This is a genomic window from Cryobacterium sp. PAMC25264 (genome assembly GCF_019443325.1).
GTDB lineage: Bacteria > Actinomycetota > Actinomycetes > Actinomycetales > Microbacteriaceae > Cryobacterium.
This window is the reverse complement of sequence record NZ_CP080383.1, coordinates 2,073,966-2,095,447: the sequence shown is the minus strand read 5'-3', so window position 1 is coordinate 2,095,447 and position 21,482 is coordinate 2,073,966. Positions and strand designations below refer to the sequence as shown.

The window sequence follows — 21,482 nt, the reverse complement described above, 5'->3', positions numbered from 1 at the left end:
GTCAGCCATTCTATTTCGCCACCGCGTCCACGGTTCCGACGCCCGCCGTGATGTGCAATTCGGTGCCGGCCGGCGCCTGGTCGCTTGTGCGCAGCACCTGGCCGCCTGGGAGCTGCACGATGGCGTAACCGCGGTCCAGGGTTCCCTGCGGGGAGAGCGCGCGCAGCTGGGAGCGGAGCTCGACGACGCCGGCGCCGGCCCGCTCGAGGGTGCGGTGCATGAGCTCTGCACCCCGGGCGACGTACCGGGTGAGGTCCTGTGAGCGGGTGTCGACGATCCAGTCGGCGGCGGTGAGCACCGGGCGGCTGCGCAGCTGGCCGAGCCTGTCGACCTCGGTGGACAGGATGCCGGTGAGCCGGCTGCTCAGGCGCGCCCGGGCCTGCTGGACGCGGTTCAGCTCGTCGGAGACATCCGGAACGACGCGTTTGGCGGCATCGGTGGGGGTGGAGGCGCGGAGGTCCGCGACGTCGTCGAGCAGCGGCCTGTCGGCCTCGTGCCCGATGGCGCTCACCACGGGGGTGGTGCACCCGGCGACGGCTCGAACGAGCCCCTCGTCGCTGAAACCGAGCAGGTTCTGGAAGTCACCGCCGCCGCGGGCGACGATGATGACGTCGACCTCGGGGTCGGCATCCAGTTGCAGGATGGCCGCCGTGACCTCCGCAACCATGCGGTCGCCCTGCACGGCGGCGTGCACGACCCGGAAGTCCACGGCCGGCCAGCGCAGTTGGGCGTTGCGCAGGACGTCCTTCTCGGCGTCGGAGTCCTTGCCGGTGACCAGTCCGATGCGGTGCGGCAGGAATGGCAGCGGGCGTTTGCGGGACCGGTCGAAGAGGCCCTCGGACGTGAGCTGGGCGCGCAGCCGCTCGAGGCGTTCGAGCAGGTCGCCCAGGCCCACGTGGCGCAGCTCGTAGACCTGCATGGTGAGGGTGCCGCCCTTGACCCAGTAGTTGGGCTTGACGAGGGCAATCACGCGGTCGCCCTGTTTGAAGTCGTTGGTCAGCCGCGCCTTCACCGACGACCAGAGAGTGAAACTCACGGTGGCGTCGATGGTGAGGTCCTTGAGCTTGCCGTAGACGTTACCGCCGCTGGCGCCCCACTGCACGATCTCGCCTTCCACCCAGGCAGTGCCAAGGCGTTCGATATAGCCACGGATCTTGTTGGACAGCACGGCGACCGGCCACGGAGCGTCGACGGTGGGCGGCTGGTCGCCCACGGCGGGTATCGTGACGGCGTTCATCGGCTCTCGTTCTCTCGGGCGGCGGGGATTTCGCTCTCACGGACTCCGCAGACGCTCTCGCGTAGACTGTGCGAGTGAGCATCAGTACAGAAAAGCCCGTGATCGGCCTTGGCATGCCCAGAATTCCGAGCCTCGCCAACAGGCTCAAGGATACCCCGGTGGATGGGCTGAAACGGGTGCTGTTGGCAGCCCCGCGCGGCTACTGTGCCGGCGTGGACCGCGCCGTCATCGCCGTGGAGAAGGCACTCGAGTTGTACGGCGCCCCCGTCTACGTGCGGAAGCAGATCGTGCACAACACCCACGTGGTGAGCGAGCTCGAGAAGAAGGGCGCCATCTTCGTCGAAGAAGTCGATGAGGTTCCCACCGGATCGCACATCGTCTTCAGCGCCCACGGTGTGTCTCCGGCCGTCGTCAATGCCGCCGCCGCGCGGGGCCTTGCCGCCATCGACGCCACCTGCCCGCTGGTCACCAAGGTGCACCGCGAGGCCGTGCGCTTCGCCAGGGACGACTTCGAGATCTTGCTGATCGGCCACGAAGGCCACGAAGAGGTCGAGGGCACCGCCGGAGAGGCGCCGGAGCACACGACCCTGGTCGGCAGCCCCGATGAGGCCGACACCATTACGGTCCGCGACCCGAACAAGGTCGTCTGGCTGTCCCAGACCACGCTCAGCGTGGACGAGACCATGGAGACGGTGCGCCGCCTGCGGGCACGGTTCCCCAACCTGCAGGATCCGCCCAGCGACGACATCTGCTACGCCACCCAGAACCGTCAGGTGGCCATCAAGAAGGTCGCCCGCGACTCCGACCTGGTGATCGTGGTGGGCTCGGCGAACTCGTCCAACTCGGTACGTCTGGTGGAGGTAGCCCTGGAGTATGGGGCCAAGGCCGCCTACCGCGTGGACTACGCCAGCGAAGTGAAGCAGGAATGGCTTGACGGGGTGAACACCGTCGGCGTGACCAGCGGCGCTTCCGTGCCCGAGGAGCTCGTGGACGAGCTGCTGCGCGACCTGGCCGGCGCCGGCTACGGCGACGTGGAGCAGATCAAGACGGCGGAGGAAGACCTCCTGTTCTCGCTGCCCAAGGAGCTGCGCAAGGACCTGGCCGGCAACACCGACGCCCGCGCGCTGGGCGGCCGTGTGGACCGCACCGAGTAACACCGGATACACAGAACGGGCGGTTCCGCATGCGGAGCCGCCCGTTCGCTGCCCGGCGCAGCCGCCTTACGGGCGGCTGTAGAAGTCGATCAGGGTGGAATCGCTGCCCACGATGATCGTCATGAACACGAAGATCAGCACGAAGGCCACGACCCCGCCGATCAGCGGCAGGTAGAACGCCCGCCGGGAGCGAACCAGCAGCAGGATGCTCACCGCAGCGGTGACCAGCCAAACGATGGCCTGGCTGATGCTGCCCGCGGTGATCAGCGTCGCCACGATCGGGGCCGGCGAGTAATCACCCAGACCCTCCTGCGTGTACAACATCTGCACGGCCTGGGGCAGGGCGTCCAGCACTGCGATGGTGACGAAGGTCGCCAGGAGACCCAGGATCAGCAACCCGAGGGTCACCGGCCGGTCCCACCCGGGTGGTGCGGGGACCGGCTTCTCAGCCGATCCCTGCGCCACCGATGGAGCCAAGACAGTTCCCGGAGCGGAAACCATCGTGTCAGACCCGGATTCAGACGCGGCAGGGGCCGCGGGCGCCGAAGCATCCTGCGGCGGGGACCAGGTCCAGCCCTCCGGAGCCAGCTCGCCGTAGCGGGGCCGGGGCCGGTAGTCGGCAGGCGGGGTCGCCGCCTGGTCGTGGGGAGCCGGGGTCCCGGTGTTCTCTGCCATCGTCATCCAGTTGGTCTGTCTATCGGTCTAGCTGTTGGAGTGGCCGGCGGAGCCGAGCTGACGCGTAGCCTGGGCGACGCGGGCGGCCATGGCCGTCTCGGCGACCTTGCCCCAGGCGCGCGGGTCGTAGAGCTTCTTGTTGCCCACTTCACCGTCGACCTTGAGCACGCCGTCGTAGTTCTTCAGCATGTAGTCGGCGATGGCGCGCGTGAACGCGTACTGGGTGTCGGTGTCGACATTCATCTTCACAACACCGTTCTTCACGGCCTCAGCGATCTCGGCATCGGTCGAGCCGGAGCCGCCGTGGAAGACGAGGTCGAGGGGGAGTGCGCTGGTGCCGTACTTGGCGGCGACGCTCTCCTGGATCTCCTTCAGGAGCTCGGGGCGCAGTTTCACGTTGCCGGGCTTGTAGACGCCGTGCACGTTGCCGAAGGTGAGCGCGGCCATGTAGCGGCCCTGGTCGCCGAGGCCGAGGGCCTCGATCATCTTGACGGTGTCGTCGAAGGTCGTGTACAGGTTGTCGTTGATGTCGCCCTCAACGCCGTCTTCTTCGCCGCCGACGGCGCCGATCTCGACCTCGAGGATGGCGTTGATCGCCTGGGTGCGCTTGATGATGGTCTTCGCGATCTCGAGGTTCTCGTCGAGGGCGATGGCCGAGCCGTCCCACATGTGGGACTGGAAGATCGGGTTGAAGCCGTCGGCGACGGCGGTCTCGGAAGCCGAGATGAGGGGGAGGACGAAGTCGTCCAGGGCGCCCTTGGGGCAGTGGTCGGTGTGCAGGGCCACCGTGACCGGGTAGTTCTCGGCGACGACGTGCGCGAACTTGGCGAAGGCCAGAGCGCCGGCGGCGCGGTTCTTGACGGTGTGGCCGGCGAAGTAGTCGGCGCCACCGGTCGTGACCTGGATGATGCCGTCGGAACCGGCTTCGGTCAGGCCCTGGAGGACGGCGTTGATCGACTGCGAGGAGGAGACGTTGAATGCGGGGTACGCGAACCCCTTCGACTTGGCCTTGTTCAGCATCTCGGCGTATTGGTCTGGGGTTGCGATGGGCATTGCGTCTCCTCGAAAATGAGCGGGATTGTCCGCCAAGTCTAGCGAGGGCAGATGTGTGGCCGCTCTGGTCCCTGCGGGTATAAGGTCCCGCTGCACAGGCGCTGGGTAAGCTAGGCCCGTGCCGGAGAAGGATTCCGGCCCGGTCCCTCAGCAACCCACATACGATCTCGAAGGACAACCACCCATGGTGAATACCGAACACGCTTCGCTGTACCTGCACCCCGACCGCAGCCTGGGCATGGAGTTGGTGCGTGCCACCGAGGCCGCAGCCATCCGCGCCGTGCCCTTCATCGGCCGGGGAGACAAGAACGCGGCCGACGGCGCAGCCGTGGACGCCATGCGCAAGTTCCTCGGCACGGTTGATTTCGACGGTGTCGTCGTCATCGGCGAAGGCGAGAAGGACGACGCCCCGATGCTGTTTAATGGTGAGCACGTCGGCAGCGGACGCGGTCCTTCGTGCGATATCGCGGTCGATCCGATCGACGGCACGTCGCTGACGGCCAACGGCCGCCAGAACGCGCTGAGCATGATCGCTGTGGCCGATCGCGGCAGCATGTACGACCCGAGCGCCGTGTTCTACATGGACAAGATCGTCACCGGTTGGGAGGGCCACGGCGTCGTGGACCTGCACCGGCCCATCGGCGAGAACATCCGCGCCCTCGCCAAGGCCAAGGGCAAGGATGTGGCCGACATGACCGTCGCAATCCTGGACCGGCCCCGCCACGTGCAGTTGATCGAGGAGGTGCGTACGGCCGGGGCCGGGACCCGACTGATGCTCGACGGCGACGTGGCCGGCGGCATTAACGCGGCCATCACCGAGACCCGGATCGACATGTGCGTCGGTATCGGCGGTACCCCTGAAGGCATCATCACGGCCTGCGCGCTCAAGGCCCTCGGTGGGTTCATCCAGGCGAAACTGCACCCGAGGGATGACGACGAGGCCCAGAAGGCGATCGACGCGGGGCATGACCTCGACCGGATCCTCGGCGTGAACGACCTGGTCACCAGTGACAACACCTACTTCGTCGCCACTGGCGTCACCGACGGCCAACTGGTCGGCGGGGTGCGCAAGATGGGCCCGAAGATCCGCACCGAGTCCATCGTTCTACGCGGCAGCACCGGTACCATCCGCCGGGTCGTGGCCGAGCACCTCGCCGAGAAGTGGCTCTAGTCCGCTAGTCCTCCCGGTTCAGTCCACCAGGATCCCGAGGTGAGCCGCCAACAGCGGTGCCAGCAGCGAGAGCTGGGCGTCGTCGATGGTGGCTCCCTTGAGTCCTTCCAGGCTGTGGATGGCCGAGAAGTCGCTCGATCGCAGATCGACGTCGGTGAGTCGGGCGCCGGCGACGTCGAGCGTGCCGATCCGGCAGTCCCGCAGCTCCAGCCGCTGCACGACGGCGCTCGAGATGTCGAGTTCGTCGATGATGCAGTTGCTGATCAGCACGTCGGTGAGGGTGGCGTTGCGCAGGTTGACGAAGTCGAGCTTTGAGCCGTCGATCTGCACGCTGCGCAGGTTCGCCTCGTACATCTCGACCGAGCCGAGCCTGGAGTGTTCGATGCGCACGTCCCGCCAGCTGGAGCGGGGCGCGCTGAACACCGCGGCGTGCAGTTCCGTGGCGACGCACTCCGCCCAGCTGGTGCCGCGCAACACCGTGGTGTTCAGATCTACGGCGTGCAGTTCGCACTCGGTGAAGCCCGTGCCGGTGAAGTCACGGCCGGAGAAGTCCACCCGGGTGTACCGCTCGGCCTCCCGGTCGTCGCCGCGGCCCACGAGGGCACCGTCGTTGTCGAGCAGGTTCTCCAGGACGATCCGGTCCAGCTGCGGGCCGCGCTTGGTGACGCGGGCCACTAGGCGACGGGCTCAAGCAGGAAGACCGGGATCACCCGGTCGGTCTTGGTCTGGTAGTCGGCGTAGGACGGGTAGGCCGCGACGGCCCGGTCCCACCACAGGTCCTTCTCCTCGCCGGTGATCTCCCGTGCCCGCATGTCCTGCCGGACCGGCCCGTCCTGCACCTCGACGAGCGGATGCGCGACCACGTTGGCGTACCAGACCGGGTTCTTCGGGCTGCCGCCCAGGGACGCGACGGCGGCGTAGCAGCCGTCATGCTCGACGCGCATGAGCGGAGCCTTGCGGATCTTGCCGGACTTGGCGCCGAGGGTGCTCAGCACGATCACGGGCATCCCGCGCAGGGTGGTGCCCTGGGTGCCGCCGGACGATTCGTACAGCTCGACCTGGTCGCGCACCCACTTCTCGGGGCTGGGCTCGTAGTCTCCGTGCAGCGGCATGACAGTCAACTCTCTCTTCGGCCTGGCTTAATTCTCTCGCAGGGGTACGCGGGGATGGCGTGGTGCGTACCGGGGAATGTAGCGCCAGAGCACCCCGGCGCCGAGGAGCCCCACGACGCCCATGACACCACTGGCCACCGACAGGGACAACACCGCAGTCATGCCGGCGACGGCCAGGGGGGCGGCGGCGCTACCGAAATCGGCCGTGAAGCGCCAGGCGCCCAGGAACGGCGCGGGGCCGGTGGGCGGTGCCAGGTCGGCGCCCAGGGTCATCAGCAGGCCGCTGCCGATGCCGTTGGCCAGTGAGAGGAACATCGCCACGGCGATGAACCACTGCACGTTGTCGGGCAGGTCGTGGGTGACGGAGAGGGCGAGCATGCCGATGCCGAGCCCGATCATCGACGGGATGGCGGTCCACATGCGGCCGAACCGGTCCATGATCTGGCCGCTGGCGTAGAACAGGGCGAAATCGATACCGCCGGCGATGCCGATGATCAGGGCCGTGTCCGGCTCGTTGATGCCGATGCTGACCGCCCAGAGGGGCAGCATCACCGTGCGGGTGGCGCGCATCGCGCCGACGAGGCCCGCGCCGGTGCCGAGTCGCAGCAGCACGCCGCGGTACCGCCAGATGGTGCCGAACAGGCCGGTGGTCTCCGCCGCTGCCTCGTCCTCGCCGGCGGTGCGGACGGCGGTGCCGGGTTGCGCTCCGGGCGCGGCGCTGGCGAAGGTGCTCGAAGGATCCGGCAGTAGCAACAGCACCACGGCCGCCGCCAGGCAGCAGACGATGAATACCCAGAAAACAGCGCTGGTGCTTCCGGTGAGCTGGATGACGCCGGCCGCGATGAACGGGCCCACGAACCAGCCGGCGCGGAAGACGCCGCCGAGGGTGGAGAGGGCCCTGGCCCGGTAGGCCACCGGAACGTAGCTGGTCATGAAGGCGTGCCTCGCGAGCGCGAAGACCGCCGTGGCCAGGCCGATGAGGAAGATGCCTGCGGCCAACACGAGGGGGTTGGGCGCGATGATGCAGACCAGCACGGCCATGATCGCCAGCAGCGATGCGCCGATCATGGAGTTCCGCTCGCCGAAACGCGAGACGACGGCGCCGCTGGGGATATCTCCGGCGAGTTCGCCCACCATCACCATGGCCGCGATGAAGCCCGCGAAGGCGAGGGAGGCGCCGAGACTGTCCGCCACCAGGGGAATGAGGGGAATCATCGCGCCCTCACCGATCGAGAAGAGCATCGTGGGTAGAAACGCTGCGAGGGCCACCCCCCGCAGGCTGAAGGGGCGCTCGGTACTCATCCGTTCGATGCTACCTCTCGCCCGGTAGGCTGGATTCCACAATGATTGAGCTGGACTTCTCTGAGCAGATCGCCGCGCTGCGGGCCACGTTCGACGACATCCGGTCGGTGATCGACATCGACCGGCTACGTCTGGACATTGCCGAGCTGAACGACGAGGCGGGCGCGCCCGACCTCTGGAACGACTCCGAGCACGCTCAGAAGGTGACCAGCGACCTGAGCCACCGTCAGAGTGAGCTCAAGCGCATTGAGAGCATCGAGAGCCGTCTGGACGACCTCGAGGTGCTCGTGGAGCTGGCCAACGCCGAGGGCGACCAGGAGTCAGCGGACGAGGCCACGGCCGAGCTGGAGAGCGTCAAGAAGGTGCTCGGCGACCTCGAGGTGCAGACGCTGCTGAACGGCGAGTTCGATCCGAACCCCGCCGTGATCACCATCCGGGCCGGCGCCGGCGGCGTCGATGCCGCCGACTTCGCCGAGATGCTGCTGCGCATGTACCTGCGCTGGGCCGAGCAACACAACTACACCACCAACGTTCTCGACGTGAGCTACGCGGAAGAGGCCGGCATCAAGTCGGCGACCTTCGAGGTCAATGCCCCGTATGCCTTCGGGACCCTGAGCGTTGAGGCCGGCACGCACCGCCTGGTGCGGATGAGCCCGTTCAACTCCGCGGGCAAGCGCCAGACCTCCTTCGCCGCTGTCGAGGTCGTGCCGCTGATCGAGCAGGCCGAAGCGGTCGAGATTCCCGACAACGACATCCGGGTCGACGTGTTCCGCTCCAGCGGCCCCGGCGGCCAGTCGGTCAACACCACCGACTCCGCCGTGCGCATCACTCACCTGCCCACGGGCCTGGTGGTGAGCTGCCAGAACGAGAAGAGCCAGATCCAGAACCGCGCCGCGGCCATGCGCGTGCTGGCCTCCCGGTTGCTGCTTCTGCAGCGTGAGCAGGAAGCGGCCACGAAGAAGGAGTTCGCCGGCATCATCACCGCCAGCTGGGGTGACCAGATGCGCAGCTACGTGCTCGCGCCGTACCAAATGGTCAAGGATCTGCGCACGGAGTACGAGGTCAACAACCCCTCCAACGTGTTCGACGGCGACCTCGACGGATTCATCGCCGCGGGCATCCGCTGGCGGAAAACCCCCACCGAATAGCGGGGAAACCGGCCGGCGGTGGCTCCCGTCAACCTGTCGAGTTGCTGCTTGAGGTATGTCGCAAGTAGGAAAATCCTGGTTGGCTGCCTAGGCTCGAACACGCCATGATCCGATTTGATCACATCACCAAGAAATATCCCGGTACGAACCGACCGGCCCTGAACTCCATCGACGTCGAGATTCTTCGCGGCGAATTCGTGTTCCTGGTCGGGGCTTCGGGCTCGGGAAAGTCGAGTTGCCTTCGCCTAATGTTGAAGGAGGAGAAGCCGTCCAGCGGGAGCATTCACGTGCTCGGCCAGGACCTGCGCTCCATCTCCAACCGCAAGGTGCCCTACTTCCGTCGCAACCTCGGCGTGGTCTTCCAGGACTTCCGCCTGCTGCCGAACAAGAGCGTCTACGACAACGTCGCCTTCAGCCTGCAGGTGATCGGTAAGTCTCGTGGGTACATCCAGGAGGCTGTGCCTGACACGTTGCAGATGGTGGGGCTGGCCGAGAAGGCTCAGCGCCTGCCGCACGAACTCTCCGGTGGCGAGCAGCAGCGTGTGGCCATCGCCCGCGCGATCGTCAACAAGCCGCAGATCGTGCTGGCGGACGAGCCCACCGGCAACCTCGACCCCACGACGAGCGCCGAAATCATGTCGTTGCTGGCGCGGATCAACGCCGGTGGCACCACGGTGATCATGGCCACCCACGAGGCGGGCATCGTCGACAAGATGAAGCGCCGCGTGATCGAGCTGTCCGCCGGCCAGATCGTGCGTGACGAGCGCCAGGGCGGCTACGCCACCGCGGCAATCCCCATGGTGCTGCCCCCGGGTGAGCGTGCTCCGTCCAGGTCTTCACGGATGCCGTCCACTGGCATGGCGACGGGAGCCACCACGGGCCCGACGCCCGCCGCACCGCTGACCTACCCCGCTCCGGAGGTGCTGCCCCAGGAGGTGGCCTCGGCCGAAGTCGAAGCCGCCGCTGTTGCGGTGAACACCGCTCCGCCGACCGAGGAGTCCGAGGCCGCTACCGCCGCGTCGGTTCCCGAGCGTCAAGCCGAGCCCGCCGCTGTCCGGCCGGTGGCCGTCGAGCGCGAGACCGCCCAGCCGGTTGCTGCCCAGCCGGCGCCCGTCGTCGAATACGCGCCGCCTGTTGCGGACGAGCCGGCCGAGCCGGCACCGAACGTCGAGCCGCCGACATCCACTATGAGCCGGCCGGTGATCCCTGTCACCGAGCATGACGAGCCGGAGCAGCTCACGCTGGCCGAGAAGCTCGGTCTGCGGGCGCCCGGTGAGAAGCCTGACCCCACTATTGAGCAGAACGTAGGACCCACCCGATGAGACTCGGACTCGTACTTTCCGAAGCCTCCCACGGCTTGCGGCGCAACGCCTCGATGGTGGTCTCCGTCGTGCTGGTGACCTTCATCTCACTGACCTTCGTCGGTGCGGCCATCCTGATGCAGATGCAGATCGGCCAGATGAAGAACTTCTGGTACGACCGCGCACAGGTGGGCATCTACATGTGCACGGCGATCTCGCCGGGGGAGACCTGCACGGCGGGTGAGGCCACCCAGGAGCAGATCGACTCGGTGAAGGCACAGCTGGAGTCCCCGACTCTGGCGACCTTCATCGACAAGTACTACTTCGAGACGCACGAGCAGGCCTTCGAGAACTTCAAGACGCAGTTCGCGGGTAACCCGGTGGCCGACTACGTGACCCCGGAGCAGCTCAACCAGACCTTCTGGGTCAACCTGAAGAACCCGGAGGATTCCGACGTGCTCGTGGAGAGCCTCTCGGGTGTTGCGGGTGTTGAGAACGTCGCCGACCAGCGCAAGTACCTCGACCAGATCTTCTCCGTGCTCAACGTGGCCAGTTACACAGCCATCGGCATCGCTTCGCTGATGCTCGTGGCGGCGGCGCTGCTGATCGCCACGACCATCCGTCTGTCGGCGTTCTCCCGGCGGAAGGAGCTGGGCATCATGAGGCTCGTGGGAGCGTCGAACCGATTCATTCAAACGCCGTTCATCCTGGAGGGGGTGTTCGCGGCGCTGCTGGGTTCGCTGCTTGCCGGTGGAGCGGTTGTGGCGCTGGTGAAGTTCTTCGTGCAGGACTTCCTCGGGGCGCGGCTCAGCGGCTTCGCTCTCGTCGACCTGCAGGATGCGTTGACCGTGGTGCCCATTCTGTTGGTGCTCGGTGCCGCCCTTGCTGCGGCGTCGGCCAACTTCGCCATCACCCGGTACCTAAAGGTCTGATCCGTCGCGGGCAGCGTGTCGGTGGCGGGTGAAGGTGCCGCTAGACTGATGGGCTGCCCGGCGGATGCCGGTTGCACCACAACTGATCGAGGAGAATGCCGTGCCCAGGGAAAAAGGCGAGAAGGTCGTCGCGACCAATCGCAAGGCGCGCCACGACTACCTCATCGAGGACACGTACGAGGCCGGAATGGTCTTGAGCGGTACCGAGGTGAAGTCCCTTCGGGCCGGCCGGGCATCGCTTGTCGACGGCTATGCCTTCATCGAGTCCGGTGAGGCGTGGCTGGATGCCGTGCACATTCCGGAGTACACGGCCGGCACCTGGACCAACCACCCTCCGCGCCGCAAGCGCAAGCTGCTCCTGCACAAACAGGAGATCATCAAGATCAGCCACAAGACCAAGGAGGGTGGATACACCCTCATCCCGTTGAAGATCTACTTCAGTGATGGCAAGGCCAAGGTCGAGATCGCTGTGGCCAAGGGTAAGAAAGAATTCGACAAGCGTCAGACCCTGCGCGAACGCCAGGACAAGCGCGAGTCGGACCGCGCCATCTCCGCGCGTCGCAACCTGGGCGACTAGCCGCACCCGCTCTGCCCCCGACCCGCTGGTCGAGCCTGTCGAGACCCCGGTGGTCGAGCGTGTCGAGACCCCGGTGGGTCATTCCGTGTTCGGGGGTTTTCGGGTGTGGGGGTCGTGGGCTCGGTGTTGGTTGGGCCGTCGCCATGTGCCGGTCGGGTCGAACCAGTGCGGTGCCTTCACTTGCGGCATCCCGTTGACCATGCGGATTTTCCACCCGGCGGTGTTGATGGTGTGGTGGTGGTACCAACACAGCAGCACCCCGTTGTCGATGTCGGTGCGGCCGCCGTGTTCCCAGGGGATGACGTGGTGGAGTTCGGTCCATTGGGCCGGACTGGTGCAGCTGGGGACGATGCAGCCGCCGTCTCTGGCGGTGATGGCGCGGCGTTGTAGGGGGCTGAAGCAGCGGGCTTTGTTGCCTAGGGCGAGGACAGCGCCGTTGCCGCCGAAGAACACGGGCCGGATACCACCGTTATCGATCATCTGGTTGATCGTTTTCATCGAGATCGGCCCGTCGATGCCGTCGATCCAGCCGACGCCGATGCCGGCGAGGAGGTCTGCGGCGCTGACGTGCACCATCACCGTCGGTGGCATTCCGCCCATCGTGGGGGTGCGGGGGTCTTGGGCGATCTGGGTGAGGATGCCGCGGAGGATGTCGGCTCGTTTCTCGCCGCCGCTGCGGTCGTCGAGGATCTCTCCGGGCACGAGTTCGCCGGCTTCGATACTCTCCTGTTCGTCGGCGGTGGGGAACCGGGGTGCGGTGCGGGCGGACTGGTAGGTGTTGAAGAGGGTTTGGATGATGCCTTTGAGATCCGGGGTGACTCCGCCGCGGAGGGGGTAGAGGCCGTTGCGGAGCCCGCCGAAGGAGAACGTGGACTTCGCTTCGAGGAGGTCTTCGTTGGGGGCGAGGCCGTCGGGGTTCAATGCTGCTTGCCACTGCAGGGCCATCTCGCGAAGCGCGTCAGCGGGGTAGCTGAACCCGTCCGAGTCCCCCAACCGGGTGATCGGGCTCTCGTCGGTGCTGCGGCCGTAGACGGAGCCGGTGGCCGATTCGACCAAGCCCGCCTCGGCCGCGTCGACGTCGGCGGGGTTCGCGTCGAAGCGACCATGGACCTTGTAGTCGGCCAGGCCCTTCACGATCTCCTCGGCCGCGTCCAGACCGAGTTCCCCGGCGGCCAGGGCAGCGGCGACGGTCGGGAACACGGGGTCAAGGACGGTGCCGCCCATCATGCGTGGGGCGATCTTGTCGCCCAACCGTATCCGCCGTTTCATTTCTTGCCCCGACGCCCCGGTCAACCGGGTCAACAGGTCCGTGTGGTGCGACGCTCCCAACCGCCAGGCCAACGAGTCCCGGCCCAAGCCTGTCCGGGCCCGGTAGTCCACCACGGTCGCGGTTCTCACCCGGGCCAGATCGGTGGGCCGGCCGACCTTCTCGGTCATCTGGGTCAACGCGACCAGTTCCGCGTCGTTGAGCCCGTCGACATCGATCGAGCCCATCACCTCCTGCACCGCCGCGGCGGCCTCGGCCAGGACCTGCAGCTTCTCCCCGAACACACCGGTGGCGCTGCTGCACCGCGGGATGTCTGCGGGTCCCGCCACGGGCTGCGGGGCACCCCGGCGAGGCGGGCGACGCGGCGCGGGTTCTGACTGATCACTGTCGACGCCGTCCGCGCCTGGCGACTCGGCGGCGGCGCGCCTGGCTGCTCTTTCGGCGGCTGGGTCGCCTGCTGAGGACGAGGCATCTGGCGTGTCGGTGGCTGCGTTTACGCTCGAGTCAGCGGTGACGTCGAAGGCGACAGGGACCGGTGCTGGACCGGCCAGGGCGGTGTTCCAGTCCTGCGGATTGCCACCGGTGGGAGTGTCTCCCAGCGGTGCGGTGGAGCCGTTTACGAGCTCTTCGTCCATACCCCCATTCTCCCACGAATCAAAGAATATTGTGAGGAAATGTCAAGTTATGCACAGGGGAATCTCGAGAATATTTGCGCCGGAGTCATTGCAGGTTCATAGGGATGTCTACGGGGATCTCGACAGGCTCGATCAACGACCGGGCGCGGCGGACAGCAGGGCGCGGGATCTCGACGGGCTCGATCAGCGACACGCGTGCGGCGGACAGCTGGGCGCGGGATCTCGACGGGCTCGATTGCCGCGGGGTCGGTCGCTGCGACCAGCCGACTGGGCCCGCTGCGGACAAGTGCACCCGGCGCACCGGGACCAGTTGTCCGGTCGGGCAACAGGTGCGCAGGCAAGCCGGCGGTCGAATGCACGGGGAGGCCAAAGTGTTGTATCCTGAAAGGCCGTAGTGGCGGGCTTCAATGTTCGTCACTGCGGTCTTGGAAACAAGATTGGTAATTCAACAGCGTGTGACAACGACCGCGTCTCGTGCGACTCCTAGAGAGCCGTCGACACGTGAACATGGGGATGATCGGTTTCGACATTGCCTGCGTAACTGTGAGAAGCGGGTCGAGGATGCAGGGTTATCTCGTTAACGATCTCTGCAAAACAATAAGTGCCAATTCAAACCGCACTGTCTCGCGTTCCGCTTTCGCCCTCGCGGCCTAAGTAGAACCACATTGAGACCGTCAGACCGGGAATGCTCTCTACTCGGACCCTGACGTCATTTAGAGAGATTGCTCCTATCCTGAGCCTCGGGGTATAGGGGGACTTAAACGAGGGCTGGGCTCGTCGGATCAGCTGACAGTGGCAAGTTCCGGAGCCGAGTAGAACGATTTCACTGGATACACCCGTAGAAGAAACATGACCACAGCAATGGACCGGGGTTCAATTCCCCGCATCTCCACCATTGGGTTGTTGCCACACGCTGTTGATTTGCTCGTTGAGCTCCACGCACGAACGCCATCCCTCGGGGTGGCGTTTTTGCGTGCTGAGCCATCCGTGCCTTCAGCCACCCAGGAACGATTGGTGCTGGTAGCCGTCGGCGTCGAGGATGACGGCCGTGGCCTCCGGCACCTCCACGAAGACGCCCGGCAGGTCGTTGAGCGGCTCGGACACCACGACCCGGGCATGATCCCCGAACGCCGCCAGGCGCGCCTGGTCGGGGTACATCTCACGCAAGGTCGGGATATCGGTGGAGTGGAACAGGGAGCGCGTGCGCCCCTGGGACGAATAGCGGAACGCCCACAGCGTGCTGCCGTCCGACACGGCAACCGTGCCCTGCCAGGGGAAGAGCACATCGTGCTCGTGGCCCACAGTCTCGACCATCCGGATCGCTCGTCCGACGGCCGCGATGGGATCGTCCTGCAGCCCGAGCGTGAGCGCGAGATGGAACAACACCTCCGAATCCGTCGTCCCCAGAACGTTGGGGTACAGGCCAGGGTCGATCGCCAGGGTGAGGTCGCGTTTCAGGTCCCGCCAGCCCGAGATGGCCCCGTTGTGCATGAACATCCAGTTCTCGTAGCGAAACGGATGGCAGTTGGTCTGCTGGATAGGCGGTCCCGCGGCGGCGCGAACATGCGTGAAGAACAGCGGGCTCTCGATCGCCCGCGTGAGTTCGCGCAGATTCTGGTCGTTCCAGGCCGGCTCGGTGCTGTGGAAGAGTGCCGGTTCGGCTGTCGCAGTCTCGCCAGAGGCGTACCAGCCGAATCCGAAGCCATCACCGTTCACCGTCTCCGCGCCGAGCGGGGAGTCCAGCGATTGCGCGACGATCGAGTGGGTGGCATCGAGCACGATCGTGGAGGGACGCAACGGTTCCCCGATATAGGCCAGCCATCTGCACATCGCTCTCTCCCATCCGACGCGACTGTGACGACGCGCACGCGCCCATTGTGCACCTCTCCGGCGGATCACGCCCTGGCGGCGGACCCGTGCGGCACCTGCGCTGAAGGGCGTAGCGGCCGCGCGCGACGAGTGCGGCCACGGTGATCCCGTCCGGTGACACGGCGGATCGTGATGCGCTGGCCGAGGCCATGGGCGGCGAACCGGTGCAGGTGGGCGCCCGTCAGGGTGAAGCGCAGAAAGCCGGGTGAGAGTCGGCTGACCTACCGCACCTCGGTGTCGAAGAGAGCGTTGAGCGAGGACTGGAGCAGCGCCGGCATCACACGAGGGAGGAGTGCGGGTGCAGGCGCAGGCCGGCCGAGGTGACGATCGGCTCCCGCTGGCCCCGGAGTGCACGATCTCGGTGCCGTGCACCGTGAGCTGGCTCGCGTGAGCGCGCAGGGCATCCGTCACGACGCCCAGATGACCGGGCAGATCGAACCATTCGCCGCCCTCGCCCGGCGTCTCGAGCACTTCGGCGAACGGCGTGCCGGTCGCCTCGCTCGCGGCCAGTGTCGCATCGTGGGCGCGCACGTGATCCGGATGCCCGTAGCCGCCGCCGTCGTCGTAACTGACCACCAGGTCAGGCCGCAGCCTCACGATGAGGGCTGCGATGTCCGCGGCCACCTCGGTGAGCGGCGCCACCGACAGCGCGTCAGAGGCGGCGTCGTCGGCCGGTCCGGCCAGCCCTGGCCGCAGCCACACCATGCCCGAATCGCGGTACCGGCGCGGCTCGAGTCCGTCGACCCGCGCCGGCGCCTCGCCCAGCCAGAAACGCTCGGTGATACCCAGGATGCCGGTGGCCCGCTCCAGCTCCCGGTCGCGTTCCCGGGCGAGCTCGGTCGTTCCCGCCAGAGCGGTCAACGGCCCGGCGACGACCTCGCCGCGTTCGCCGCGCGAGCAGGTGAGCAGGAAGACCCGGCTGCCCTGGCCACGTACTCGGCGATCAGCGCGCCGGTGGAGATGGTCTCGTCATCGGGGTGGGCGTGCACGAAGAGAACCGAGCGCCGCCCGTCGAGCAGGCTCACGCGCAGACCGGGACAGGCAGCACGGTGCAGTAGACCTCGATCAGGTGGGCGGCCGACCGCGGCCAGTCGAACTCCTCGGCCCGGCGGCGGGCCGCGAGGGACAGGCGCCTGGCCAGCGTGTGGTCCGACAGTACCGCGGTGAGCGCATCCGCCCAGTCCTGGGGGTCACGGGATTCGATCAGGAGGCCGGTGTCGCCGTCGATCACGGCCTCGCGGAGTCCGCCGGTGCCCTGGGCGATGACGGGCACACCGCTGGCGGCGGCCTCCAGGGCCACCAGGCCGAAGGTCTCGGAGTGCGAGGGCACCAGCACGACCCGGGCGCCGCGCATCAGTCCGGCAAGCTTCACTCGGTTGCAGGGCCCCAGGAACCGCACCTGATCTGCGATGCCGTGCCGGGCGGCCAGGCGGGTGAGCTCGTCGATGTAGCCGTCGTAGTCGGCCGAGGCGTCGCCCGCGATCACGAGCTCCGGCCGGAGTTCGTCGGGCACTGCCGCCAGCGCTTCGATGGCGAGGTCCAGACCCTTGAGCGGCTGCAGGCGGCCCGCGACAACGGCGTAGCCGAGAGCGTTCGCCCCGGCGACCGGTGTGTCGGCAGCAGCGAGAGGGTGGAACATCCGGCCGTCCACGCCCGGCGGGACCACGACGATGCGGTCCATCGATCCGCCCAGCCGCTGCACGACGGTGTCGGCTTCGGCCGCGCTGATGGCCACGACGAGGTCGGATTCGCGGGCCAGCCAGGCCTCGCCGGCCATCCGTCCGCCGGATTCGGGCCGCTCGCCGGCCGACAGCGGGGTGGCCTCGTCGGCCGCGATCGAGTGGAAGCTCTGCACGTGCGGCACGCCCAGCTCGCGGGCCAGGGGCAGCATGGCCATGCCAGAGAACCAGTGGTGCGAATGGATCACGTCCCACGGTCCGAGGGAGCTCGCTCGCACGCGGAACTCGTCGATGAACCCCTCGTGGTCGCCTTTGGGAACCGAGCGGAGCGGCCCGGCGTCGAGGTAGCGCAGGGTGACGCCCGGGCTCAGGCGCCGAGTGGTGGGCATCTCGGGGGAGGAGCGCCGGGTGAGGATCTCGACCTGGTGGCCGAGCTCCGCCATGGCCTCGGCCTGATGGCGAACCACCACGTTCATGCCGCCGGCGTCACCCGATCCGGGCTCGGCACCGGGGGAGGTGTGCAGGGAAACCAGGGCGATGCGCAGGGAAGAGGTAACTGGGGACACTACAGAATCTTAGGACATCGGGCGGATGCGTAAGATGAGAGCCAGTTGTATGCAATGCGCCCGGCGTGGGGTGCGCCGCCACCTCGTCCAGTGAGGGAGTCACATGCGCGAACTCGCTCGCTGGGCCATGGTCCCTATGATGCGCGCCTGGGCGACCTCCATCGAACGCAGCTTCGCCGGCATCCCACGACCCACGGATGCTCCCCAGGCCCATTCACCCGGCATCGACAGCGACCGCATCCTGATCGTCGGTGGCGGCTCCGCCGTGGGCTGGGGTGTGCTCAGCCATTCGCTGGCCTTGCCAGGCGCCTTGGCGCGGGCACTCACCGATCGCACGGGCCGCGGAGCCGATGTCGACGTGAGTGCGAAGTCGAGCATGATGGTGCGCTCGGCGGCGCACCACGTGGACTTCGCCAATCTCTGGCGCTACGACGCCGTCGTGCTCATCCTCGGTATCGGGGACGCGGCACGCCTCACCTCCACGCGGTCGTGGGTGACGGGTCTGGGCCGTTTGGTCGACCGCATCCAGCAATCCAGTTCCCTGGGCACCGAGATCTTCCTGGCCGGTATCGAGCCGATGGCCTCGGCTCCGGTGTTCAACACCACGCTCGGCCGCTGGGCGGGAACACAGGTCCTGGTGCTGAACGCCGCCAGCGCTCACTTCTGTGCGGGCCGCGCGCGCGTCACCTTCGTGCCGTTGCCGGCGACGCCGGTCTCGGCGACCGGCCGGTTCCGGTCGGCATCCGACTACGACCTGTGGGCGGATGCCCTCGCCGGCAGCATGGCCGCGCCGCTGGACCCGCGCGGCCGCAGCGCCCACCCACTGTCGCCGGATGAAGTGCAGGGGCGCACCTCCGACCAGGTCGAGGAGGCCAGGCACCGGGCGCTGATGTCCCTGAACCTGCTCGACACCGCGCCGGAGGCCCGGTTCGATCGCATCGTGGAGCTCGCCAGCCGGTCGCTGGGCACCAGCGCTGCCGCTTTCACGGTGCTCGACGGCGACCGGCAGTGGCACAAGGCCGTCGTCGGGCTGGGAACCACCGAGATTCCCCGCAGCAGCTCCTTCTGCACGATCACGGTGCTCGAGCCGGCCGCATTGATCGTGCCCGATGCCCTCCTCGACGACAGGTTCCGCGACAACCCCCTCGTCGTCGCAGGGCCCCGCCTGCGCTTCTACGCCGGGTTTCCCATCGAGGCGCCCTCCGGCGAACGCATCGGCGCTCTGTGCGTGTACGACCAGGAGCCTCGCACCGGGGAAGCCGTGGACGTGGTGCTCCTGCGCGAACTGGCGCTGCTGCTGCAGAACGAACTCTGGCAGTCGGCGGGCATGGCGACCGACGACGACCCCGTCGGTCTGGTTGCATAGAGCTCGGGCGCTGCAACCGGCCCGGCGGCTCGGCGAAGCTAGCGCGCGGCGCCGGCGAGCGTGCCGGCCACGGGCCCGCCCATGTCGCCGATCAGGCACACGATGGCCCGGTGACTGCTCTCCGTCCAGTCGGCCTCTGTAGGGGTGACGTAGATGTAGCCCAGCTCAGAGCTGGCGGCTCCGGGCTCCGGCAGCCCCACGAAGGGCCCGAAGGCCGCGCCGCAGCGTTTCTCGGCCTCGGCCACGATCACGTCGCTGCCGGGAAACTCGGTGCCGTCCAGCTCCGTTGCGGCGTAGACCTCCCAATCGTGACCGGCGCTGCAGGGGACCGTCGCCACGCCCGAGTGAAGGTCGCCGTCCAGGCCGTCGAGGCAGTCGCCCCTGGCGAGGGTGAAAACGTCGGTGCTGACATCGGGAATGAGCTCGGTCGTGCCCTCGTCGAGGTTTTCCGCGCCCGGAACCAGGCCGTCCAAGGCGTCGCACCCGCTCAGTCCGGTGAGCGCACCGAGTACCAGCAGGGTGACGCCGATGCGACGGATGTTCATACGTGCTGCTGTCACGGACGCTGTGTGGTGTTCGGTCAGGCGGGAGACAGTCGGTGGGCGATCGCCGTCACGCGCTCGGGCCGGCGATGGCCTCGAGGGCGAGGGAATGCAGGTGCCCGTTGGTGGCGAGGGCGCTGCCGTGGAACGGTCCGTCCTGCCCGTCGGCCGAGGTGAAGCGGCCCCCGGCCTCCTGCACGATGGTGACCAGGGCGGCCATGTCATAGGGCTGCAGGTCGTATTCGGCAGCGATGTCGAGGTGACCCTCGGCGAGCAACATGTACGACCACATGTCGCCGTAGGCGCGCGTGCGCCACACCTGGCGGGTGAGCGAGACCAACTCGTCGAGCTTGCCCGCCTGATCCCACTGCTGGATGCTGCCGTAGCTGAGCGAGGCATCCGCCAGGCCCTGCACGCCCGACACGGCCAGGAGGGCGGGCGGAGCGTCGGGGAAACGGGCGTCCGTCGACCAGGCGCCGCCACCCGTGGCGGCCCACCAGCGCTTGCCGAGTGCGGGGGAGCTGACCACGCCGAGCACCGGAACGCCGTCGATCGCGAGCGCGATGAGGGTGCCCCAGATGCTGATGCCGCGCAGGAACCCCGCGGTGCCGTCGATCGGGTCGATGATCCACTGCCGGGTCGTGGACCCCGCGGTGCCGAACTCCTCGCCGAGGATGCCGTCGGCGGGGCGCCGCTCAGCCAGGAGGTCGCGGATGGCGCGCTCGACGGCCTGGTCGGCATCCGTCACCGGGGTGCGGTCGGGCTTGGTCGTGACAACCAGGTCGAGCGCTTCGAAACGGGCCATCGAGATCGCGTCGGCAGCGTCGGCCAGCTCGAGCGCGAGGACGAGGTCATCGGAGAGGGTGTGCTGCAGGGTCGGGGTCACGCTCCCCAGAATAGTGACTGGAGCGCGACACGCCGGGCGGCGACCCTCGATTGGCGCCGGGCGCGAATCTGGTGGTAATGTCTCATGTCGGCGGGGGAAGTCCTGCCGCCTGAAATACGCACCTCTAGCTCAATTGGCAGAGCAGCTGACTCTTAATCAGCGGGTTCCCGGTTCAAGTCCGGGGGGGTGCACCACACAAAAAGCCCGGTCGCACTCATGCGGCCGGGCTTTTTCGTATCCGCTTCGCAACCAGTCGCCATCCGGTCGCGGATGCATAAACTGGGAGCACGCTGTGTGTGGCGGAAGCCAGGAACAGGCCGGGGCCCAGACACGTTGTGCCGAGGGAACGTCCACGATCACGGCGTCCACGATCAAGGAGAGACACTATGAGCGGAACCACTGAGACGGCGACACTGGCAGGCGGCTGCTTCTGGGGCGTCGAGGAACTCGTGCGCAAGCGCGAGGGCGTCATCTCGACCCGGGTGGGCTACAGCGGCGGCGACACCCCGAACGCGACCTACCGCAACCACGGCGACCACGCCGAGGCCATCGAGATCACCTTCGACCCCGAGCGCACCAGCTTTCGCGAGCTGCTGGAGTTCTTCTTCCAGATCCACGACCCGTCCACCACGGACCGCCAGGGCAACGACCGCGGCCGCAGCTACCGTTCGGCGATCTTCTTCGCGGATGCCGAGCAGGAGCGCGTCGCCCGGGACACCATCGCGGATGTTGACGCATCCGGCATCTGGCCCGGCCCGGTGGTGACCGAGGTCGAACCCCTCGGCGACTTCTGGCTGGCCGAGCCCGAGCACCAGGACTACCTGCAGAACTACCCGAACGGCTACACCTGCCACTTCGTGCGGCCCGGCTGGGTCCTGCCGCGTCGCGAGCAGGTCGCCAACTAACTCCACTGCATCACCTGTGCCGGCCCGGTCGTGTTCCTCACGACCGGGCCGGTTTCGTCTGATCGGTCGCCACGTGAGGGGCGGGAGCGTTGACAGTCCCGGTAT

The 21,482-nt window shown here is 67.5% G+C and carries 20 protein-coding genes, 1 tRNA gene and 1 other RNA gene; 10 read left to right on the top strand and 12 right to left on the bottom strand.

The features are described 5' to 3' along the window. Nucleotides 1-10: 10 nt before the first annotated feature. Nucleotides 11-1,237 carry an exodeoxyribonuclease VII large subunit gene (gene xseA, locus KY500_RS09640; protein ID WP_219900382.1) on the bottom strand — a complete coding sequence of 409 codons (1,227 nt, stop codon included), beginning with the start codon at nt 1,235-1,237 and terminating at the stop codon, nt 11-13. Nucleotides 1,238-1,350: 113 nt separating this feature from the next. On the opposite strand from xseA, the gene KY500_RS09635 reads away from it, so the two are divergent. Then, nucleotides 1,351-2,391 (top strand): 4-hydroxy-3-methylbut-2-enyl diphosphate reductase, encoded by a 1,041-nt coding sequence (locus KY500_RS09635; RefSeq protein WP_219903385.1) that lies wholly within the window; start codon nt 1,351-1,353, stop codon nt 2,389-2,391. Nucleotides 2,392-2,457: 66 nt separating this feature from the next. Here KY500_RS09635 and KY500_RS09630 read toward each other — a convergent pair whose 3' ends face one another. Beyond that, nucleotides 2,458-3,072 carry a DUF6264 family protein gene (locus KY500_RS09630; protein WP_219900381.1) on the bottom strand — a complete coding sequence of 205 codons (615 nt, stop codon included), beginning with the start codon at nt 3,070-3,072 and terminating at the stop codon, nt 2,458-2,460. A 21-nt stretch (nt 3,073-3,093) separates the two neighbouring features. Further along, a complete protein-coding gene (gene fbaA / locus KY500_RS09625; RefSeq protein WP_066596553.1) occupies nt 3,094-4,119 on the bottom strand; it encodes a class II fructose-bisphosphate aldolase in 1,026 nt (341 codons plus the stop codon). 184 nt (nt 4,120-4,303) lie between these two features. Between fbaA and glpX the strand changes: the two genes are divergently transcribed. After that, nucleotides 4,304-5,290 carry a class II fructose-bisphosphatase gene (gene glpX / locus KY500_RS09620; RefSeq protein ID WP_219900380.1) on the top strand — a complete coding sequence of 329 codons (987 nt, stop codon included), beginning with the start codon at nt 4,304-4,306 and terminating at the stop codon, nt 5,288-5,290. 18 nt (nt 5,291-5,308) lie between these two features. Here glpX and KY500_RS09615 read toward each other — a convergent pair whose 3' ends face one another. Genes KY500_RS09615 through KY500_RS09605 form a run of 3 tightly spaced genes read right to left on the bottom strand, consistent with a single transcriptional unit; the run spans nt 5,309 to nt 7,704 of the window. Continuing rightward, complete coding sequence (locus KY500_RS09615) at nt 5,309-5,965, bottom strand: pentapeptide repeat-containing protein (RefSeq protein WP_219900379.1); 657 nt, start codon at nt 5,963-5,965, stop codon at nt 5,309-5,311. Continuing rightward, a complete protein-coding gene (locus KY500_RS09610; RefSeq protein WP_219900378.1) occupies nt 5,965-6,402 on the bottom strand; it encodes a nitroreductase family deazaflavin-dependent oxidoreductase in 438 nt (145 codons plus the stop codon). Before KY500_RS09610 ends, KY500_RS09615 begins: the two co-directional genes overlap by 1 nt. 27 nt (nt 6,403-6,429) lie before the next feature. Next, on the bottom strand, nt 6,430-7,704 hold the full coding sequence (locus KY500_RS09605; protein WP_219900377.1) for an MFS transporter: 1,275 nt from the start codon (nt 7,702-7,704) through the stop codon (nt 6,430-6,432). Nucleotides 7,705-7,745: 41 nt separating this feature from the next. Between KY500_RS09605 and prfB the strand changes: the two genes are divergently transcribed. From prfB to smpB, 4 genes are all read left to right on the top strand, one after another. Next, complete coding sequence (gene prfB / locus KY500_RS09600; RefSeq protein ID WP_066596538.1) at nt 7,746-8,852, top strand: peptide chain release factor 2; 1,107 nt, start codon at nt 7,746-7,748, stop codon at nt 8,850-8,852. 104 nt (nt 8,853-8,956) lie between these two features. Further along, a complete protein-coding gene (gene ftsE, locus KY500_RS09595) occupies nt 8,957-10,174 on the top strand; it encodes a cell division ATP-binding protein FtsE (protein WP_219900376.1) in 1,218 nt (405 codons plus the stop codon). Further along, nucleotides 10,171-11,085, top strand: coding sequence for a permease-like cell division protein FtsX (gene ftsX / locus KY500_RS09590; RefSeq protein ID WP_066596535.1), 915 nt, complete (start codon nt 10,171-10,173; stop codon nt 11,083-11,085). Before ftsE ends, ftsX begins: the two co-directional genes overlap by 4 nt. A 100-nt stretch (nt 11,086-11,185) precedes the next feature. Beyond that, on the top strand, nt 11,186-11,662 hold the full coding sequence (smpB, locus tag KY500_RS09585) for an SsrA-binding protein SmpB (protein ID WP_066599783.1): 477 nt from the start codon (nt 11,186-11,188) through the stop codon (nt 11,660-11,662). Nucleotides 11,663-11,740: 78 nt separating this feature from the next. Here smpB and KY500_RS09580 read toward each other — a convergent pair whose 3' ends face one another. Further along, complete coding sequence (locus tag KY500_RS09580; RefSeq protein ID WP_219900375.1) at nt 11,741-13,564, bottom strand: HNH endonuclease signature motif containing protein; 1,824 nt, start codon at nt 13,562-13,564, stop codon at nt 11,741-11,743. 509 nt (nt 13,565-14,073) lie between these two features. On the opposite strand from KY500_RS09580, the gene ssrA reads away from it, so the two are divergent. Then, nucleotides 14,074-14,459, top strand: a transfer-messenger RNA (tmRNA) gene (gene ssrA, locus KY500_RS09575). Nucleotides 14,460-14,557: 98 nt separating this feature from the next. On the opposite strand, the gene KY500_RS19765 is transcribed toward ssrA, so the two are convergent. From KY500_RS19765 to KY500_RS09555, 3 genes are read right to left on the bottom strand one after another with little or no spacing between them, the layout of a single operon-like run. Further along, entirely contained in the window at nt 14,558-16,342 is a 1,785-nt protein-coding gene (locus KY500_RS19765) for a PIG-L family deacetylase (RefSeq protein WP_370626930.1), read from the bottom strand. Next, nucleotides 16,291-16,458: a hypothetical protein gene (locus tag KY500_RS09560; protein WP_219900374.1), complete on the bottom strand. Its 168-nt coding sequence runs from the start codon at nt 16,456-16,458 to the stop codon at nt 16,291-16,293. Before KY500_RS09560 ends, KY500_RS19765 begins: the two co-directional genes overlap by 52 nt. Then, a complete protein-coding gene (locus KY500_RS09555; RefSeq protein ID WP_255579134.1) occupies nt 16,455-17,678 on the bottom strand; it encodes a glycosyltransferase in 1,224 nt (407 codons plus the stop codon). The genes KY500_RS09560 and KY500_RS09555 overlap by 4 nt, the downstream gene beginning before the upstream one ends. Before the next feature lie 103 nt (nt 17,679-17,781). Between KY500_RS09555 and KY500_RS09550 the strand changes: the two genes are divergently transcribed. Continuing rightward, on the top strand, nt 17,782-19,044 hold the full coding sequence (locus KY500_RS09550) for a GAF domain-containing protein (protein ID WP_219900373.1): 1,263 nt from the start codon (nt 17,782-17,784) through the stop codon (nt 19,042-19,044). A 38-nt stretch (nt 19,045-19,082) separates the two neighbouring features. Here the strand turns inward: KY500_RS09550 and KY500_RS09545 are convergent, their stop codons facing one another. Together KY500_RS09545 and KY500_RS09540 are read right to left on the bottom strand one after the other, a co-directional pair. Beyond that, the gene (locus KY500_RS09545; protein ID WP_219900372.1) at nt 19,083-19,604 is read right to left on the bottom strand and encodes a septum formation family protein; all 522 of its coding nucleotides are present in this window, start codon (nt 19,602-19,604) and stop codon (nt 19,083-19,085) included. A gap of 52 nt (nt 19,605-19,656) precedes the next feature. Continuing rightward, entirely contained in the window at nt 19,657-20,472 is an 816-nt protein-coding gene (locus KY500_RS09540; protein ID WP_255579133.1) for an inositol monophosphatase family protein, read from the bottom strand. A 118-nt stretch (nt 20,473-20,590) separates the two neighbouring features. Between KY500_RS09540 and KY500_RS09535 the strand changes: the two genes are divergently transcribed. Further along, a tRNA-Lys gene (locus KY500_RS09535) sits at nt 20,591-20,666 on the top strand. A gap of 192 nt (nt 20,667-20,858) precedes the next feature. Then, the gene (gene msrA / locus KY500_RS09530; protein ID WP_219900371.1) at nt 20,859-21,377 is read left to right on the top strand and encodes a peptide-methionine (S)-S-oxide reductase MsrA; all 519 of its coding nucleotides are present in this window, start codon (nt 20,859-20,861) and stop codon (nt 21,375-21,377) included. The last annotated feature ends 105 nt before the right edge of the window (nt 21,378-21,482 follow it).